Genomic DNA, 16,416 nt, shown 5'->3' on the forward strand with positions numbered 1-16,416 from the left:
CATGCCGGCGACACCATGCACGACCCGGTGTCCGCCGGGTACTCGGCAGCAGGGCCCCAACGCCACAGACCCGCTCCACCAGGAGGCACGATGGCTGACTTCGGATACTTCCTGTCCAGTGAGGAGCACAGCCCGCCGGAGCTCGTCGACCAGGCGCGGATGGCCGAGCAGGCCGGCTTCGACGCGCTGTGGATCTCGGACCACTACCACCCGTGGAACGACCAGCAGGGCGAGAGCCCGTTCGTGTGGACGGTGATCGGCGCCCTGTCGCAGGCCGTCTCGCTGCCCGTGGAAACGGCCGTGACCTGCCCGCTCGTGCGCACGCACCCCGCCGTGATCGCCCAGGCGGCCGCCACCAGCGCGGCACAGTTGGGCAGCCGGTTCCGACTGGGCGTCGGCACGGGTGAGGCCCTGAACGAACACATCCTGGGCGATGCGTGGCCCGAGGCGTCGGTGCGGCTGGAGATGCTGGAGGAGGCCCTCCAGATCATCCGGAAGCTGTTCACAGGCGAGCAGACCAGCCATCGCGGCAGGCACTACACCGTGGAGAACGCCCGCCTGTACACCCTCCCCGACCAGCCGGTCCCCATCGACGTCTCCGCCTTCGGCCCGCAGGCCGCCGAGGTCGCGGGCCGCATCGGCGACGGGCTGATCACGATGATGCCCGACGCCGCCTTCGTCGAGCGCTTCCGGCGCGGTGGCGGCGGCGCCAAGCCGGTGTACGGCGGGCTCAAGGTGTGCTGGGGCTCGGACCGGCACGAGGCGGTCCGCACCGCGCACCGTCTGTGGGCCAACGAGCAGCTGCCGGGGGAGCTCGCGCAGATCCTGCCGACCCCGCGCCACTTCGAGCAGGCGTCGGAGCTGGTCACCGAGGAGCAGGTCGCGGCGTCCGTGCCGTGCGGCGACGATCCGGACGCGCACATCGAGGCGCTGACCGCGTTCGTCGACGCCGGATTCGACACCGTGTACGTCAACCAGATCGGCAAGGACCAGCAGGGCTTCTTCGACTTCTACCGCAGCAAGGTCCTGCCCCAGCTGGGCGACTGACCACACCAGGTGAGGGACGTGGTGCACAGGCCCGTGGAGCAGGGCGGCCTCGCGCTCATCGTGATCGACATGATCAACACATACGACCACGAGGACGCCGAGCTGCTCGCCCCCTCCGCCGGGCGCATCGTGCCCGTCGTGGCGGACCTGGTCGGCCGGGCCCGCGACGCGGACGTCCCGGTGGTCTACGCCAACGACAACCTCGGGCTGTGGCGCTCCCACCACGGAGAACTCGTCGATACGGCGCTGGACGGGCCGCACGCGGAACTGGTCGAGCCGATACGGCCCGACGACGACTCGCTGTTCGTCGTGAAGGCCCGCCACTCGATCTTCTACGAGACGCCCATGTCCTACCTGCTGTGGCAACTCGGCGTCGGCCATGTGGTGCTGTGCGGTCAGGTCACCGAGCAGTGCGTCCTCTACTCCGCCCTGGACGCGCACATCCGCCACCTGGAGGTCACGGTGCCGAGGGATGCCGTGGCCTGCATCCATCCCCATCTGGAGGCCGCCGCCCTGGAAATGATGGAACGCAACATGGGGGCCCGGATCGTCACGGCGAAAGAGATCGGCTTCTCCCCTGCGAGGACGGAATAGCGTCGCCCGCTTCGGGCCAGTGACCGGGAAAGGTGGGTGTACCCGATGGCACCTGGGGAGCATCCTGGCCGGAACCACGGTCGGGGTTGGCCCGTTCTGCGGTCAGACGTCCGTCTCGGTGCGCAGGGCCGTGACCAGGTCACCGAAGGCTTCACCACGGACGCGTTTGGCGCCATGATCGGCCTCCGGACTGGTGCGGACGTCCGTCCCGTACGGCACCTCAATGCAGTCCGATCACGCCGGCATGACGGCCGACCACTGGGCTACCCGCCAGCATGCGGGTTCGGAAACCAGCTCGCGGGCTCTCCGAGCTCTGTCTCGGGGAGCTCATCATTTTCCCGCCATTGTGCTGCGCGATTCCCATGGTGCGGGGATGCGGGAGGAGGAAGCCGGGCAGGCGAACATCTGTCCCCGCTCCGCTCACACCTCCGGTGATATGCATGACGTCGCCCGCGCTCCCTCGCCGAGAACGCAACGACCCTCCCCCTTTCGACGACCTCAAGCAGGAGGTCGAGCAGCTGCGAGCGGAGAATGAGCAGCTGCAGCGAGCGGTCGCCTCCCACGCGGTGGTCGATCAGGCCATCGGGGCCCTGGTGATGATGGCAAGGATCAGTCCGCCAGAGGGATTCACCGTGATGCGCGAGGTCTCACAGCACACCAACACCAGGCTGTCCTCGATCGCCGAGCAGATCATCGGGCACGCGCAGGGTGCCGCCCTGCCCGAGACGATCCTGGCCGAACTCCACGCGGCGCTCGTCCGCAGGAGGTGACCCGCACGCGAGAGGCTGAACCGGGGGCGGCCCCGTGACCGCCGACCGCACTGTCGTCCGGATGTCCAGGAACGGGATACTGGCCGTGACGCGTTTCCGACCGGCTCCCGCTGCGCCTCACAGCCCCCCTCCCCCGTGGCGGCCGGACGAACACGTGACGATCACACCGTGGGGCAGGAGAACTCATTCTGGGGTGAGCGGCTTACCTCGGTGTACTTCGGGATAAGTGCAGTTCATGAGGTTGCTGACGGGTTGGCGCGAAGCTGATCGATTGGTGGCCCAGCAGACGGCCTCCGGCATCCCGCCCCGCGTCGCCAAGGTGCTCTCGGCCGTGGAGGAGAGCGCCGAGAGCACGAAGCTGTGGTGCAGCGCCGCCGTCGCCATGGCGGGGCTGAGCGGATGGCGTGGCCGTCAGGCGGCGGCCAGCGGTCTTGCCGCCCTGGTGGTCGCCCAGCTCATCTCGAACGGCCTGTGCAAGCAGCTGGCCGACCGGGCCCGGCCCCCGAAGGAGTGGTTCCCGCACGACGAGGTCGACGACCGCCCCGACCCTCCTCCCTCCCCTCCGGCCACACTGCCGCCGCGGTGGCCTTCACCGCGACTGTGGCACCCACATGGCCGGCCGCTGGCGCATCGTGCGCGGTACCGGCCGCCATGGTGGCGCTCGAGCGGGTGCAAAGTGGAGCCCACTATCCGAGTGACGTAGCCGCCGGCGCCGCCATCGGCCTGGCCAGCGCCTGGCTCACCCGCCGCGCTCCGCGCCTGATCCTGCGTCATGGGCCCTGAAGAGGCCGAGTCCGTCGACGTCGTTGCCCCGCAGGTCCCGCACACGGTTTCAAGAGCGCCGTCGGCCCTCGGTGCTGAGTGTGTTCGACAGCCCGTACCGGACCTGCACGTTCCGGTGCTCCACGCCGACGTCGACCGGGTCGGTCAGGTTCGTCCTCGTGCTCACCGTGACCGAACGGGTACCGGGACTCCCGCTGAAACGGACGTCCGCCCGCGGCGCTTCGCGGAAACGGAGCCGGTCGGCTGCCACGGTGGAGGTGAACTCGATGTCCGCGTGCTGGTGTTCAGGCCTTCACGGAGGCCGGCCGTCGTCCTCCGGCTCCTTCTCCCGCACACGCTTCACCTTGCGACGAGGCGCTTCGGCGCCCCGTCGCGCCCGCTCCTCGCCACCTTCGGCGGCCCGTCGCCTGCGCGCGGGTTCTTCGCGTGCGAGCTTCCGTTCTGCGCGGCCCGTCGCTCCCCCGGCCTTCCTGGCGCGCGTGGCGCCGCCACTCGCGGCCTTCGGGACGTCGGACACTTTCTCGGTGTCCGGCAGTGTCTCACCGACCCTCGCGGCGGCTCCCTTCACCGTGTCCCCGGTCTGTTCCGCGAGCCCCGCAACAGCGTTGCCCGTGTCGTCACCCAGGCGCTCGACCGTGGTCCCGGCCCCGCGCCCGACATCCTCGACCGCGGTCCCGGCACCACGCCCGACCTCGTCGAGCGTATTGCCCGCCCCAGTGCCCACCTCACGTACGGCGGTCCTAAGGCCCGAGGTCACGTCCCTGAGGATGTCCGGGTTGCGGTCGATGGTCGTCAGAACCCTCCCAATGACCTCCACGACGTTGTCCAGACGCACCTTCAGCAGCGCCTGCGCCTCCACACCCTTGATGTCGAGGTGGACGGAGCCCAGCTCCACGTACGCCCCCACGTTCAGCCGGAGCAGGTCGAGCACCTCCGCCTGGAGCGACACCTTCGCCCGTAGATCCTCGACGTCCAGGGCGATCTCGTCCACCTTCAGCAGGGGGACATCGAGGAGAACGTCCGGCTCCTCGAGCTCCGCGCTGACGGGTTCCTCGTCGACGTAGTCATCGCTGTCGTCGACGTCGGTTTCCGTCACATCCTTGGTGCCCTCGTCGTCCATTGCCGCTCCTTGAGAACGCGTACGTAGAGGGATCTTTCCGATCCTTCCACCGCCCATGGGAGGCCGCCACCGGTCGGCAAGCTCCCGGCACCGCCCCGGAGGAACCGGGCCGGGAAGGCGCCCGTGCGCCGTGCTCAGGGCATGATCGGGCCGATCGCGGGTACGCGTACGTCGTCTCGGGGGCGGCTTTGTGCAGCGAAGGTACGGCGCTATGACTGAAATCCCGGCAGAGGTCTTCAAATCGGTGGCGCGGGACGCGCTGCAAGACCTGTCCACCGCACCGGACCTACGGGCGCTGGAGGCGCTGGCCGGCTGTGACGTGCTGATTCCTGCGATCGGCGGAATCCGTTACACACGTAACCGCAGTGAACTCGTGCGGCTTGTGCTGCCGGTGATCGAAAGCGTCTACGACGCCCCCGCGGTCATGGTCTTCACCTCGGAGGAGCGGCTGTTCCGGGCCTTTCCCGAGGTGCCCTGCTACCGGCCTGTCACCCTGCGGGACCTGGCCAGCCGCTGGCCGACCCACGAGGTGGTGCTGGTCATCGACGCCGGGGACGAGCACGAGCTGACCCTGTCCGCACACCACGCGCGGTGGCTGCTCGGCCGCTGCCTCGTGTGACCGAACCCGGCGGACCTTACTCCATGGGGTAACTCTGAGTAGCGGGAGGTGGAGTCGGGGGGCAAGCTGGATGTGTGACGGTTTCGCCTGCGCAGGTCGTGGTCATCGTGGGCGGGGAGCAGATCGTGGTCAGTGCTGTACTGGGAGTGTTGTCCTCCGCCCGGAAAGAATGGGGCGGCACTCTCCGCGGTGTGCCGGAGGAGATGGTTGCCTCTGTGCAGGACGGTGAGGAGGCGCGACTTCTCCTCCCCAATGGCCAAGAGCGGCGGATTCACCTTTCACGACCGATGCGCCTCGATGATCAGGCGCCCGCCGTGGTGTCCTTCCCGGGCGAGGGAACGGTGCCTGTTCCGTAGTGTCGGGCGCCGGTCCGCTCGCCCGAGCTCGTCAGGACGATGTGTGGCTCGGCCCCCCGTCCGAGTGTTGCAGCAATCCGCCAGACATGGGCAAGAAGGAGCCCCAGGCGCATGTGAGCCCCCTGCCGTCGAATTCCGCGGCAGGGGGCACTTGCTTGTAGGCCGGTTTGGGTCGGGTGTCAGTTGTGTCCGCCAGGGGCGTGGCCTGCGGGGTTCTGGTTCTCGGTGTCCTGCGTCAGGCCGCCACCGGTGCAGGTGGGCTGCTGACCGCCTGGCTGCTGGCCACCGCCGTTGGTGCAGGAAACATGGGTCTGCTGCACGATCGGGTGACATCTGAACTGGCTTGCCCTGTGGGGCGGGTGGGAAGGATGTCGCTGTGCCCAAGCCCTATCCGGAAGAGTTCCGCCAAGACGTCGTGCGGGTCGCGAGGAACCGCGGCCCGGGTGTGACGGTCGAGCAGGTGGCCACCGATTTCGGGGTCCACCCGATGACGTTGTGGAAGTGGATGCGCCGGGCGGACATCGATGACGGCACCACGCCCGGGGTGGCCAGCCAGGAGAGCGCGGAACTGCGGGAAGCGCGTCGGCGGATCAAGCTGCTGGAGCAGGAGAACGAGGTCCTGCGCCGGGCCGCGGCCTATCTGTCGCAGGCGCATCTGCCGGGAAAAGGATTTACCCAAGCGGCGCGCGCCGAGTTCGAACGGATTGCCGCCGCGCCCGGAGACGTACAGTCACGGCCGCCCACGACCGAGCCGAACACGTTCGTCCGGGAGGCCGAGTACTGGCGGATCGCCTTCGACGGTCGGCATGCCACCGTCCGCGACAGCAAAGGCATGCACCATCTGGCCCGGCTGCTCACCGCACCGGACCGAGAGTTCCACGTCCTCGACCTCGTCGCCGCCGACAGCGACGCCCCCAAGGCCACGGGGCGTCTTCTCCGCGTCGGCACGCCGGTCCCCTCCTGGACGACCGCGCCAAGCAGATATACCGTCGGCGGCTCGCCGAGATCGACGACGACATCGAGGAAGCCCGGACCAACAACGACATCGCGAGACAGTCGCAGGCCGAACTCGAACGCGACTTCCTGATCAATGAACTCACCCGAGCGGTCGGACTCGGCGGCCGCGATCGCCGCGCGGCGCGACGTCCGAGCGGGCCCGGGCCGCGGTCACCCGCCCTGCGCAAGGCCATCGGCCGCCTCCGCGACGCCTGCCCACCGCTGGGCGACCATCTCGACCGCACCATCCGCACGGGGACCTTCTGCGCCTACTTCCCCGACCCTCGATTCCCGTCCACGTGGTCCACATGACGTCAGAGCGCCGTCGTCCCGCCGCTCCCCGATCTCTCCGGCGCCTGCACCGCTGGGGCAGCTCGAGGAAGCGCCGCCACGCCCTCTTCCACAAAGCCGTCCCTTTCCGGAGTGGTCGCAGGGCCGCCCCCTGCTATCGCAGCAGCGTGGCATCCTCAGACGTTGCCGGTTCGTCCGCAGCCGCAAGGACGCCCAGGATCACCAGGACCACCACGACGAGCAGGAGCAGCAGGGCCACGGAGGCGGGCGTGGGGTAGTTCCACAAGAACAGGGCCAGGCCCCCGGCGCCGATGACGGCGCCTGTGGTGAGGGGGCGGTTCGTGCGCAGCCACTGTCCGACGGCCCCCGTCGTCAACCCAGTCCGGGCGAGTGCCTGTCCGGCGGTTTCGGTACTTCTGGCCGCGACAGAGCGCACAGCGGCCGCACCGCGACCTGGTCCGTACAGATACCCCGCGATCACGGTGAGCAGGGCCGTGAGGAGCACTGTGAGGATGGTCTGCCGGAGGAACCTCACCAGGGTGTCGAAGACGGCTGCTGCGGCATCCTGCGACTGGGTCACCGGAGTCACCGCATCCAGATAGATCTGGCGCATGACGGCGAGTCCGACGAGAAGCCCGCACATCATGATGCCGGTGCCGATGCCGCCGACCATCAGCGCGACCCGGCGTGAAGGTGCCGCCCAGATGCCCAGCCCGCCGAGCACCACCACCGCCAGGGGCAGCCACGGGCCGACAACGCCGAGCCAGCGGGCACCATCCCGGGCCTCACTGAGACTTTCGTTCCGAACCAGCACGATAGACTCGTCGGCCCCCGGAATGTCTTCTGCCTCGACAAGCGTCACGCCGATCAGCTGCTTCTGCAATTCCTCAATCACAGTGCCAACGTTCAGTGTGATGGAGTCGCCCTTGACCTCGAGCGCTCCGCCTCCCTCCCCCGTGAGGACATTCGTCGCGACGGTGTGCGCGCCGCGGTTGATGCTGTCCCACGCCTTGGCAAAGGCGTCGCTCGTCACCACCTTCTCGACCGCGAAACGCACGCCGGTCGTCAGTCCGCCCTTGAGCTCGTCATCCAGCGACCTGGCCGCGTCGACGAGGAAGCGGGGCGCATCACGGTCGGCCAGAGTGTCGGCGATCGCGTCGCTGATCTTGCGAGCGTCAATGTTCTCGACCAGCCCGTCAGTGACACGATCAATCACCAGATTTTGTACGGTGGGATCCCTGGCAAGCGGTGACACGGTCTGCACATACCGATCAACATCGGTGACCTCGGAATTCACCCATGTGGCGACGACGGTGACGGGTGCGAGCAGAACGGCCAGCGTGAGAAGCAGGGAAGCTCCACAGAGTCGCAGGCGCCGGTGTCGCGTGCCGAGAATGTGCCGGAGTCGCTTGTACTCCGTTCGTTCGGCATTGTCCAACGGGGCGTTCTGCTCACGTCGGCCATTCTCCTCCGGGCCGGAGGCGGCGGGTGGGTCCACGGCGCACCTCCCTCCGCCGCGGCCCTAGGCGCGCTGCGGCTGTCTGCGCCCAGGGGCCAGAATGCACAACCGGCCGGCCCCAGTCGGTCTCTCCATCGTCGTTCATCGCCAACCGGCACGCAGCTTGCCCAGGCATTCGAGGCTGACGGGGCGAACATGTGGGTCGTCCGCCCTCGCTCAGTGACGCGATCGCGCTGGTCGGACAGCGAAGAGCGTGCAGCAACCCTGGATCCGAAGCTGACTTGCACGCGAAACCGACCGGATTCAGCGGACCGCGACCCACTCCAACTCGCGACATTGTCAGCGCATGACGGAGTCCTTGGTCCTCTCTTTCTCGCCGCGCATCCTGCCCCGTGTTTCAAGGGCGGCGCCCTTTGCTGCAAGGGTCTCCTTATGCACCGCATGGGCGGCCTTGCGCACGGTCTTTCCGACAACCTGTTCGGCCTTCGCCTTGACTTTCTCTCCGGCACTCATCTCATTACCTCCGCGCATTCCCACCCACCGAGTGCCCTGGAGGCATGGGCAAAACCCTCAGCAGGCGGTATCCCATCGCGCCTGCCTCACCCGACGGCTACGGCACGACCCACGCCTACGCCACCGCCGTCATCGACCCCCTCAACGGCGAAGTCGGAGGTCGCGAGGTACTGCCAGAAGCTGAGCGGGTGCAGTCCCTCGGCTACGAGCTGGTTGTTGAAGTCGGCATGGCCGGAGACGGCCTGACCGGCCAGGGTGAGCAGGAACCCGGTACCGAAAGCCAGGGTGAGGCTGTTGTGCTTCACGAACCGTGTCAGGGGGGTCATCGCTGCATCAGTCCCACGGCGGTGAAATACGCCAGGCCGACAACCGACCGTCAGCAGGAGCAGAGTGAACAGGGTGCGCACCCTCCGGTCACCCGCCCTTGACCTGGCACTGGTACGGCTGGTGGGGGCGCGGCACACAGCCCGCCGCCGTGATCCTCCAACCGGCGCGATCTAGCCGACCACACAGACGAGTTGAGAAACGCGCCGGGCGTGGACGTGCCCTCCCCGGCCGAGCTGCGGATGGAGCAGGCCCGGCTGCCCCGCGATGCCTACTTCGAGCCCCACGAGGACGTGCCCGTACACCGCGCTGCAGGGCGGCCGGCCGGCGAGATGATCACGCCGTATCCGCCCGGCATACCCGCCGTACTGCCCGGCGAACGCCTCACCGAGCCGGTCCTGCGCTACCTGAGCAGCGGTGTCGCGGCGGGGTTGAACCTGCCCGACGCGGCCGACACCCAGCTGAACACCATCCGGGTGGTCGCGCAGGAGTGACCCGCTGCGCCGCTCCGCCTCACAGGCTGGTGAGCAGCTGGGGCGACAGGGTCTTGATCATGGTGTTGGTCCAGCGCAGCTGGCGAAGGGTCTGGGGATGGCAGTCGGCGGCGAGGTCGAGGAGGCCGGTGTCCCCGGCGGCCTGTGCGACTTCGGCGAGCATCTCCCAGTTCAGGGAGTTCTCGGTGGCGGCGAGGTGGAGGTCGCGCAGATCGCGTAGCAGGTGCAGGCCGGGTGGGGGCTGTCGGCCGACGGACCGGCCGGGGGTCTCGCGCAGGATCGCCGGTGGGCCGGGCTCCGGACGGTCCATGGGGCCTGGCAGGTGCAGGTCGTGGGGTGCGGCGGCGTGGGCGATGCGTTCGGAGTGTTCGTGGGACCAGCGGGCCATGTCCTTGGCGACGTGGTGGAACTCGTGCTCGCCGCAGTGGCGGTCGGCGGCCGCGAGGAACTGCCGCTCCAGTTCGCGTTCGCCGTCGTACAGAGCACGCAGGACGATCGGGACGCCGTTCACCGTTCACCTCCGTTCTGGCCGGCCATGGCTGCGGGTCCGCCCGCTGTCGGCGGGACATGGTGTGGGTCCACCGGGGCCGATGCGGTGGTGGTCGGGGCCCCGCTACCGGTTCCGTCGCCCCGCTCGACCAGGGTCAGGCGAGCGGCGGCGGTCTTGAACAACGGCTGCTTGGAGACGGGGTCCCAGTCGGTGACCGTGGTCTCGTTCGCGGCCCGGCCGCCGTACGCGCCGGGACGGTGGCCTTCGGGAGTGTCCCAGTAGCCGTAGTGGAAGGGCAGGAACACCAGTCCGTCGCGGATGCCGGTGACCCGCAGCCGGCCGCGCACCGAGCCGCGCGGGCTGGTGACCTCGACCAGGTCCCCCTCGGCAACGCCCTGCCGCAGCGCCTCGGCGGCGGAGATCTCCACCCACACCTCCGGAGCGGCAGCGTTCAACTGGGGTGTCCGGCCGGTCTTGGTGCGGGTGTGAAAGTGGTACAGGGTCCGGCCGGTGATCAGCTGGAGGGGAAAGGCCTCGTCCGTCGTCTCGTGGGGCGGAACGTACTCGGCGGCCTTCAGCACCGCCTTGCCGTCGGGGTTGAGGGCCCGGTACTCGGTCTCCGAGACGGACGCGCCGGTCACCAGGTCCCTGCCGTAGGTCTCGCAGTCGTCGGGCGCGGCCCACCGGATACCGTCGGTGTAAAGCCGCTCGGTGCCCTCCGGGGTCTCCTCGGTGCAGGGCCACTGAATGCCGCCGGCGCTGCGCAACCGCTCGTACGTCATGCCGGTGTAGTCGCAGGGCCGGCCGCGGCTGCACTCCTTCCACGCCTCGAACGCCGACGCGGCGTCGTGCCAGCCGACGAGCGGGCGGCCGTCCTTGTCACGGAAGTCCATCCGCCGGGCGTAGTCGAGGAGGATGTCCAGGTCCGGTCGGGCATCGCCCGGTGGGTCGACGGCCTGCTCGCAGAGGTGGACGGTGCGGTCGGCGTTGGTGAGCGTGCCGGTCTTCTCCGCCCAGGTCGCCGCGGGCAGGACCACGTCCGCGAGCTGGGCGGTCTCGGTGAGGTACAGATCCTGTACGACGGTGAAGAGCCGTTCCTGACCGAGGATGTCCCGGATCCGGTGGAGCTCGGGGAGGGAGACCAGCGGGTTGGTGCCGGAGATCCACAGCATCCGGATCGAGCCCTGCTCGGCGTAGCGGAAGATCTGCATCGCCGGGGTGGGCGGGGCGTAGTGCGGGATACGGGAGGGATCGACGTTCCAGATGCTCGCAAGGTCCTCGACGTGGGCGTCGTTCTCCCAGTTGCGGAAGCCCGGCAGATCGCCGTCGGCGCCGCACTCCCTGGTGTTCTCGGCGCTGGGCTGGCCGTTCATCTGCAGGACGCCGCAGCCCGGCCGGCCGAGCATGCCGCGGATCAGCTGGAGGTTGTTGACCTGGCAGGCCGCGGCGGTGGCCTGGTGGGACTGGTAGACGCCCTGGAGGACGGTGGACAGCAGCCGCTCGGCACCACCGAGGATCTCCGCGGCCTCGGTGATCTTCCCGGCCGGTACGTCGCAGATGCCGGCGGCCCAGGCGGGTGTGCACTCGGACACGCGCTCGGTGAGTTCATCGATGCCCACCGTGTGCGCCTCGATGAAGCCGCGGTCGATCCGGCCGGTGCGGATGATCTCGTGCAGCAGGGCGTGGAGCAGGGCCACGTTGGTGCCCGCACGGGGTGCGAGGTGGACGGCCGCGCGGCGGGCGACCGGGGTGGGGCGCGGGTCGACGCACACGAGACGGGGCGGATTGGAGCCCTCCAGGCGGTCCAGGATCCGCATCCACAGCACGGGCTGGGTCTCGGCCATGTTGTGACCGAACAGGGCGATGACATCAGCGTGGTCGATGTCCGTGTACGAAGCGGGCTGGCCGTCGCAGCCGAAGGTCTCCTTCAATGACTCGGCGGCCGTGGCGGTGCACAGGCGGGTGTTGCCGTCGAGGTGGTTGGTGCCGATGCCGGCGCGGGCGATCACGGTCAGCGTGTAGTAGTCCTCCAGGAACAGCTGGCCGCTGGTGTAGAAGCCGATGGAGCCGGGGCCGCTCTCGTCCAGCAGCTCCCGGGTCCGGTCGGCGATCCGGTCCATGGCGGTGTCCCAGCCGCAGGGCACGAGACGCCCGCCGTCCCGGACCAGCGGGGTGGCCAGCCGGTCCTTTGCGTGGTTGGCCTGCCAGCCGAAGAGGTCCTTCGGGCCGAGCCGTCCGCGGTTGACCCGGTCACCGGGCCGGCCGCGAACCCCGACGATCCGCCCGTTGGCGACTGCGACGTCCATCGCGTCCCCGTGGAGTGCAGCAGCGAAGCGGTGGGAACCCATCGCCGCACCGAGTCGGCCGTGACGTCGTGTTCGAGATACGAGTCGATCCGCACCGGCCAGACACCACCGCGGCCGTAGGGGGTGCGCTCCCCCCACGGCTGCGCGATCCGGTCCACCTCGGGCTGCATCGGCTTCCCCCTCAACGACCGAGGGCGTTCTGCAGCTGCTGCTTGGTCATCGAGGAGCGGCCGTCGATGTTGCGCTTCCTGGCCTCCTCGTACAGCTGGTCCTTCGTCGGTCCCCGCGCGCCGCTGTGCGAGCGCTGCCCACCGCGCTGGGATGCGGACTTGCGGTCGCCGGTCGAGGACTTGCTCGCGGTCTTCGACTCGCCCGACCTCGCCCGCTCCTTGTTGACCGTCCGCGCGGCGATCTCCTTGGCCCGCCCAGCGGACTCGCCCCGGTCCTGGGCGCCCTTCCTGATGTGCTCGTACTGCCGTTCCCGCTTGGAACTCGATCCGGCAGGCATACTGTTCCTCCTCGCCGTCTTCCCCTGGGGCCCCACGACTCTGCACGCCCTCGGTGACTCAGGGGTGATCGGGCCGCTGGTTCGGAGGCGCTGCGTTGCCTTCTCCCCTGCCCTTGTCTGTGCCATGAGCGTGCCCGCCGCCCTGGCCGTCGGTCTGCCGCGTCTTGACCTGACCGCTGTGCTGCGGTGTGGCACCGCCGTTGTGGCTGCGTACTGTTCGGGCTGCTGACGGTTGGACACGCGGGGTCGACGCCCCGAGTTCCCCGAAGCCGTCGTCCGACTCGTCGGTCTTCCCACTCCGTGTCAGCCGGAGAGCAACACGTCCTGGACAGCTCTGACGCGCAGCTCCTCCAGCGTGTTCATCTGCCGCTCGGCCCGCGCGATCAGTCCGTCGAGCTCCTGCTCGTCGAAGCGACCGTCCGCCTCGGCCAGAGCGCGCAGCGTGCGCCAGCCGAGTTCCTTGCCCTTCACTCCCAGCCGAAGGAACTCAAGTTCGACCACCAGCGTCAGAGGTGAACGCCTGTAGAGGCGCCCATTGCTCTTGAGGCGCCCCAGCCGCTCGACCGCCCCGGAAGCTGCGATCTTGTAGCGGCGCTTCGGCACCCCCAGGCTCCGCATGATACGCAGCAGGCTCGCGCGGTCCTCGGCGATCTCGCCCGCGAGCTGCCGCAGCGGCTCCGCGAACGGCGGGTCGCGATGCGACCGGGCCATGAACAGGGAACGTCCGGCTCCGACCGTGGAACCTGCCAGATGGTCGTTGAGGTAGATCCCGAGCAGGTCCGTGCGGACCTGGCGGGTCTGTGGGCGGGTGCCCGGCATCGGTGTCGTCATGGCTTGTGCCCTCGCTTCCCTCTGCCCGTGTGCGGCGACGTTGCACGAGTACCCGTACGGGACTCGTCTGGCCCCCGCCTCGATGGACATCCTCGCCGCGCATCAGACCGACCCGGTCCCTCGGCTTCGGAGCACAGGACCGCCATGCCCGGCCTCGTGGCAGGCGGCACCTCCTGGCAATGCACGACCTTCGTCTGCCGGAGCAGCTCTGGGCGCGGACACCCCCGAACGCGGCACCTGGCTACTGGCCTCCGCCCGCTCCACGCGCGGACATCGAGGTGGTCGGCCGCGGCGAAAGCAGCACAGAGACGGGCAGGTTTCGGTGGCCGGGAGAGCTTGCCCCCCACCGCACCACGTCCGTGCCGCCACGCCCATTCACGACAGCCGTCACCGCCGCACGAGGGTTCAGTCCGGCGCGACCCGCGACAACCGAGAGGGCGCTATTGGCAGCTGCCTCGACATACCGCACGCAATGTCACCTATCCCGGCCCGGGTACGGCTCGTTGGAGGACGCGACATCGGTGCTCGGGTTCAGCCAGAACAGGCTAACAAGGAGACACCTCGTACATGTACTTCCGAGTGCATCAGCATCCGAGATGTCTGCTACAGAGCGGCACTGGACCGCATTTGACACCCGGAACGCCCGAATATGCGGCATGGATGGCAGACAGAAACGACGATACCTGTAGTACAGATTCGACCCGGATTCGACCCCGAGGGTTTATTTAGCCGGTAAACATGGCCTCTGAACTGCGGAAATACGGAGCGGCAGACGAGTCGGACTGTACGCCGGGTTCTGTTCCGGGGGGACCTCACGGTCCCCCCGGCGACGGCCATCCATCTAGGGCCGGTGTTGCCACCGGCCTCGTGCGGTCTACCCGCGGGCTCGGGCGGGCAGCCCTCGAACGTCCGCGCAGAGTGCTTTTTACGGCGCTCCTTTTGACCTTGCTCCGGGTGGGGTTTACCTAGCTGCCCAGGTCGCCCTGGGCACTGGTGGTCTCTTACACCACCGTTTCACCCTTACCGAGGGCCTAAGCCCTCGGCGGTCTGCTTTCTGTGGCACTGTCCCGCGGGTCACCCCGGGTGGCCGTTAGCCATCACCCTGCCCTGTGGAGCCCGGACGTTCCTCGGGAAGCCCCCTACGGGGACTCCACGCGGCCGTCCGCCCGGCTCGTCTGCCGTGGCGACCATGTTACCCGCCGTGCGCGGCCCACCTGTCCCGCCGTCGCGAGTACGGAGCCCGCCAGGATGAGGAGGAAGGCGACCGCGATCCCCGGCGTCAGATCCTCGCCCAGGAACAGTGCGCCCGCCGCCACCGCGACCGCCGGGTTGACGTACGTGATGACGGTCGCCCGGGTCGGGCCCGCCTCCTTGATCAGCTCCAGGAAGGCCACGAACGCCACCGCCGTGCAGATCACGCCGAGGGCCGCCAGCGCGGCCAGGACCGAGGCGGACGGCGTCTTAGCGGGCCATGTCGCCGCTGCCGCCGGGGCGTAGACCAGCGCCGCCAGCGCCAGGCAGGGGGCCGTCAGGTGGAGGGACGGGATGTCCTTCATGTACTTCGCTGCTATCAGGGGCGCCGTCGCGTAGCCCAGCACCGTCAGCAGCACCTCACCGAGGGAGCGGGCGTCTCCGCCCGTCAGATGCGGGACGGTCAGCACTCCCACGCCCGCCAGGCCCAGGAACAGGCCCGTCAGCCGGCGTATCCCCAGCTTCTCCGTGTCGCCGAAGTAGCGGGCCAGGACCACGCCCACGATCGGCACGCCCGCTATCAGCAGGCCCGCCGTGGAGCTCGACAAGTGCCGTTCCGCGTCCGTGAGTGTGAACCAGGGGCCGATGATCTCTATGCACGCGAAGGCCAGCATGGGGCGCCAGTAGGCCCGTACCGTCCTCGTCAGGCCGCCCTGCCGCAGGGCGAAGGGGAGCAGGAGCGCGGCGCCCAGGGCGCAGCGCGTGAACACCACCATCGACGGGGACAGGTCCGCGTCCACCGCCACTTTGATCAACAGATAGGGGATGCCCCAGATCACTCCCATCAGGGAGAACAGCAACCAGCCGCGTGCAGTCATGGGGGCAGTGTCGGCTTCTGCGTCATACGGCGTCTTGAACGCTGTTGCGGTACGCCGCCGGGGTCACCCCCAGCACCCGCCGGAACCAGCGGGTGAGGTGCGCCTGGTCGGCGAAGCCGACGAGTGTCGCCACCTCCGCCGGGCGCAGGCCCGACTCCAGCAGGCCGCGGGCGCGGTTCACCCGGTGCTGGGCCAGCCAGGCGTACGGCGGTATCCCCATGGTCGTACGAAAGGCGCGCAGGAGCTGGTAGCGGGACAGGCCCAGGTCGGTGGCGAGTGCGGAGAGGGAGGGGGGTTCGACGACTTCGTCGGCCAGGCGGTCGCGTACCGCCCTCGCGATGTGGTCGGCGCCCGCGATCGTGTCGGACGCGGCGCGCGCCGTGGAGTGGCGGCGGGCCAGGGCCGTGAGCAGCCACGGGAGGCGGGACTCGGCCTCCAAGGGGTCGGGGCAGGCGGCGAGTTCGGTGTGTGTGATGCGCAGGGCGGCGGCGAGCTCGGCGTCGTGGAGGAGGGGCTCGCGGAAGTGCGGGAGGCCGTGGCCCACGGTGCCGTCGGTCAGCAGGCCCGGCTCGGCGTACAGGGCGCGGTAGGCGTAGCCGTCCGTGGCGTTGCCGGGGCCGCCGGTGTGCATCTCCCCCGGGGCCAGGACGACGATCGAGCCCGGGCCGGTACGGATGTGACCGCCGCGGTAGTCGATGATCTCGGAGCCGTCCACGCAGACACCGATCGTGTACTCGTCGTGGGCGTGCGAAGCGTAGACGTGCTGGTCGAACCGCGCGGTCAGCAGGTCCAGCGCAGGCCCACCGCGGCCCAGCCGCGCCCTCGTCCACAGTGCCTGCTCCACCT

The 16,416-nt window shown here is 69.2% G+C and carries 14 protein-coding genes, 1 other RNA gene and 3 pseudogenes; 7 read left to right on the forward strand and 11 right to left on the reverse strand.

The features are described 5' to 3' along the window. The first annotated feature begins 90 nt into the window (after positions 1–90). From F7R91_RS07775 to F7R91_RS07790, 4 genes are all read left to right on the forward strand, one after another. Positions 91–1,047, forward strand: coding sequence for an LLM class F420-dependent oxidoreductase (locus tag F7R91_RS07775; RefSeq protein WP_150945898.1), 957 nt, complete (start codon positions 91–93; stop codon positions 1,045–1,047). A gap of 21 nt (positions 1,048–1,068) precedes the next feature. Continuing rightward, the gene (locus tag F7R91_RS07780; protein ID WP_150946239.1) at positions 1,069–1,641 is read left to right on the forward strand and encodes a cysteine hydrolase family protein; all 573 of its coding nucleotides are present in this window, start codon (positions 1,069–1,071) and stop codon (positions 1,639–1,641) included. A gap of 440 nt (positions 1,642–2,081) precedes the next feature. Then, complete coding sequence (locus F7R91_RS07785) at positions 2,082–2,411, forward strand: ANTAR domain-containing protein (RefSeq protein ID WP_150945900.1); 330 nt, start codon at positions 2,082–2,084, stop codon at positions 2,409–2,411. Positions 2,412–2,810: 399 nt separating this feature from the next. Beyond that, positions 2,811–3,194 carry a phosphatase PAP2 family protein gene (locus F7R91_RS07790; RefSeq protein ID WP_225320562.1) on the forward strand — a complete coding sequence of 128 codons (384 nt, stop codon included), beginning with the start codon at positions 2,811–2,813 and terminating at the stop codon, positions 3,192–3,194. Positions 3,195–3,486: 292 nt separating this feature from the next. Here the strand turns inward: F7R91_RS07790 and F7R91_RS07800 are convergent, their stop codons facing one another. Continuing rightward, positions 3,487–4,314 carry a hypothetical protein gene (locus F7R91_RS07800; RefSeq protein ID WP_150945904.1) on the reverse strand — a complete coding sequence of 276 codons (828 nt, stop codon included), beginning with the start codon at positions 4,312–4,314 and terminating at the stop codon, positions 3,487–3,489. 211 nt (positions 4,315–4,525) lie between these two features. Here F7R91_RS07800 and F7R91_RS07805 point away from each other — a divergent pair, with 211 nt between their 5' ends. Further along, positions 4,526–4,933, forward strand: a complete 408-nt coding sequence (locus tag F7R91_RS07805; RefSeq protein WP_150945906.1) for an SseB family protein — start codon at positions 4,526–4,528, stop codon at positions 4,931–4,933. A 732-nt stretch (positions 4,934–5,665) separates the two neighbouring features. Next, complete coding sequence (locus tag F7R91_RS42545; RefSeq protein ID WP_225320563.1) at positions 5,666–6,376, forward strand: transposase; 711 nt, start codon at positions 5,666–5,668, stop codon at positions 6,374–6,376. 354 nt (positions 6,377–6,730) lie between these two features. On the opposite strand, the gene F7R91_RS07815 is transcribed toward F7R91_RS42545, so the two are convergent. The 3 genes from F7R91_RS07815 to F7R91_RS07820 all read right to left on the reverse strand — a co-directional run bounded on the left by F7R91_RS07815 (position 6,731) and on the right by F7R91_RS07820 (position 8,874). Then, positions 6,731–8,074 carry a hypothetical protein gene (locus F7R91_RS07815; protein WP_225320564.1) on the reverse strand — a complete coding sequence of 448 codons (1,344 nt, stop codon included), beginning with the start codon at positions 8,072–8,074 and terminating at the stop codon, positions 6,731–6,733. A 300-nt stretch (positions 8,075–8,374) separates the two neighbouring features. Then, positions 8,375–8,548: a hypothetical protein gene (locus F7R91_RS41900; protein WP_191971395.1), complete on the reverse strand. Its 174-nt coding sequence runs from the start codon at positions 8,546–8,548 to the stop codon at positions 8,375–8,377. A gap of 86 nt (positions 8,549–8,634) precedes the next feature. After that, complete coding sequence (locus F7R91_RS07820; RefSeq protein ID WP_150945908.1) at positions 8,635–8,874, reverse strand: DUF6766 family protein; 240 nt, start codon at positions 8,872–8,874, stop codon at positions 8,635–8,637. A 165-nt stretch (positions 8,875–9,039) separates the two neighbouring features. On the opposite strand from F7R91_RS07820, the pseudogene F7R91_RS07825 reads away from it, so the two are divergent. Beyond that, positions 9,040–9,366 (forward strand): annotated as a pseudogene (locus F7R91_RS07825) (Orn/Lys/Arg family decarboxylase); the annotation flags it as partial. A gap of 19 nt (positions 9,367–9,385) precedes the next feature. On the opposite strand, the gene F7R91_RS07830 reads toward F7R91_RS07825, so the two are convergent. The 7 genes and pseudogenes from F7R91_RS07830 to F7R91_RS07865 all read right to left on the reverse strand — a co-directional run bounded on the left by F7R91_RS07830 (position 9,386) and on the right by F7R91_RS07865 (position 16,414). Further along, positions 9,386–9,877, reverse strand: coding sequence for a hypothetical protein (locus F7R91_RS07830; RefSeq protein ID WP_150945910.1), 492 nt, complete (start codon positions 9,875–9,877; stop codon positions 9,386–9,388). Beyond that, positions 9,874–12,332 (reverse strand): annotated as a pseudogene (locus F7R91_RS07835) (molybdopterin oxidoreductase family protein). The gene F7R91_RS07830 and the pseudogene F7R91_RS07835 overlap by 4 nt, the downstream one beginning before the upstream one ends. A gap of 11 nt (positions 12,333–12,343) precedes the next feature. Continuing rightward, on the reverse strand, positions 12,344–12,670 hold the full coding sequence (locus tag F7R91_RS07840) for a plasmid stabilization protein (protein ID WP_150945912.1): 327 nt from the start codon (positions 12,668–12,670) through the stop codon (positions 12,344–12,346). Between the two features lie 303 nt (positions 12,671–12,973). Further along, positions 12,974–13,501: a hypothetical protein gene (locus F7R91_RS07850; RefSeq protein WP_150945914.1), complete on the reverse strand. Its 528-nt coding sequence runs from the start codon at positions 13,499–13,501 to the stop codon at positions 12,974–12,976. A gap of 769 nt (positions 13,502–14,270) precedes the next feature. Continuing rightward, an RNA gene (rnpB, locus tag F7R91_RS07855) (RNase P RNA component class A) lies at positions 14,271–14,675 on the reverse strand. Between the two features lie 112 nt (positions 14,676–14,787). Continuing rightward, positions 14,788–15,570, reverse strand: a pseudogene (locus tag F7R91_RS44210) (DMT family transporter); the annotation flags it as partial. Between the two features lie 22 nt (positions 15,571–15,592). Further along, positions 15,593–16,414 carry an AraC family transcriptional regulator gene (locus F7R91_RS07865; RefSeq protein WP_150945916.1) on the reverse strand — a complete coding sequence of 274 codons (822 nt, stop codon included), beginning with the start codon at positions 16,412–16,414 and terminating at the stop codon, positions 15,593–15,595. Between the last annotated feature and the right edge of the window lie 2 nt (positions 16,415–16,416).

It is taken from the genome of Streptomyces luteolifulvus, assembly GCF_008806595.1.
Lineage (GTDB): Bacteria > Actinomycetota > Actinomycetes > Streptomycetales > Streptomycetaceae > Streptomyces > Streptomyces luteolifulvus.

What these genes read in the sequence shown, in the direction of transcription:
- F7R91_RS07775 (WP_150945898.1), top strand. Translation starts at nt 91, where the DNA reads ATGGCTGACTTCGGATACTTCCTGTCCAGTGAGGAGCACAGCCCGCCG.
- F7R91_RS07785 (WP_150945900.1), top strand. Translation starts at nt 2,082, where the DNA reads ATGACGTCGCCCGCGCTCCCTCGCCGAGAACGCAACGACCCTCCCCCT.
- F7R91_RS07790 (WP_225320562.1), top strand. Translation starts at nt 2,811, where the DNA reads ATGGCGTGGCCGTCAGGCGGCGGCCAGCGGTCTTGCCGCCCTGGTGGT.
- F7R91_RS07800 (WP_150945904.1), bottom strand. Translation starts at nt 4,314, where the DNA reads ATGGACGACGAGGGCACCAAGGATGTGACGGAAACCGACGTCGACGAC.
- F7R91_RS07805 (WP_150945906.1), top strand. Translation starts at nt 4,526, where the DNA reads ATGACTGAAATCCCGGCAGAGGTCTTCAAATCGGTGGCGCGGGACGCG.
- F7R91_RS41900 (WP_191971395.1), bottom strand. Translation starts at nt 8,548, where the DNA reads ATGAGTGCCGGAGAGAAAGTCAAGGCGAAGGCCGAACAGGTTGTCGGA.
- F7R91_RS07820 (WP_150945908.1), bottom strand. Translation starts at nt 8,874, where the DNA reads ATGACCCCCCTGACACGGTTCGTGAAGCACAACAGCCTCACCCTGGCT.
- F7R91_RS07840 (WP_150945912.1), bottom strand. Translation starts at nt 12,670, where the DNA reads ATGCCTGCCGGATCGAGTTCCAAGCGGGAACGGCAGTACGAGCACATC.
- F7R91_RS07850 (WP_150945914.1), bottom strand. Translation starts at nt 13,501, where the DNA reads ATGACGACACCGATGCCGGGCACCCGCCCACAGACCCGCCAGGTCCGC.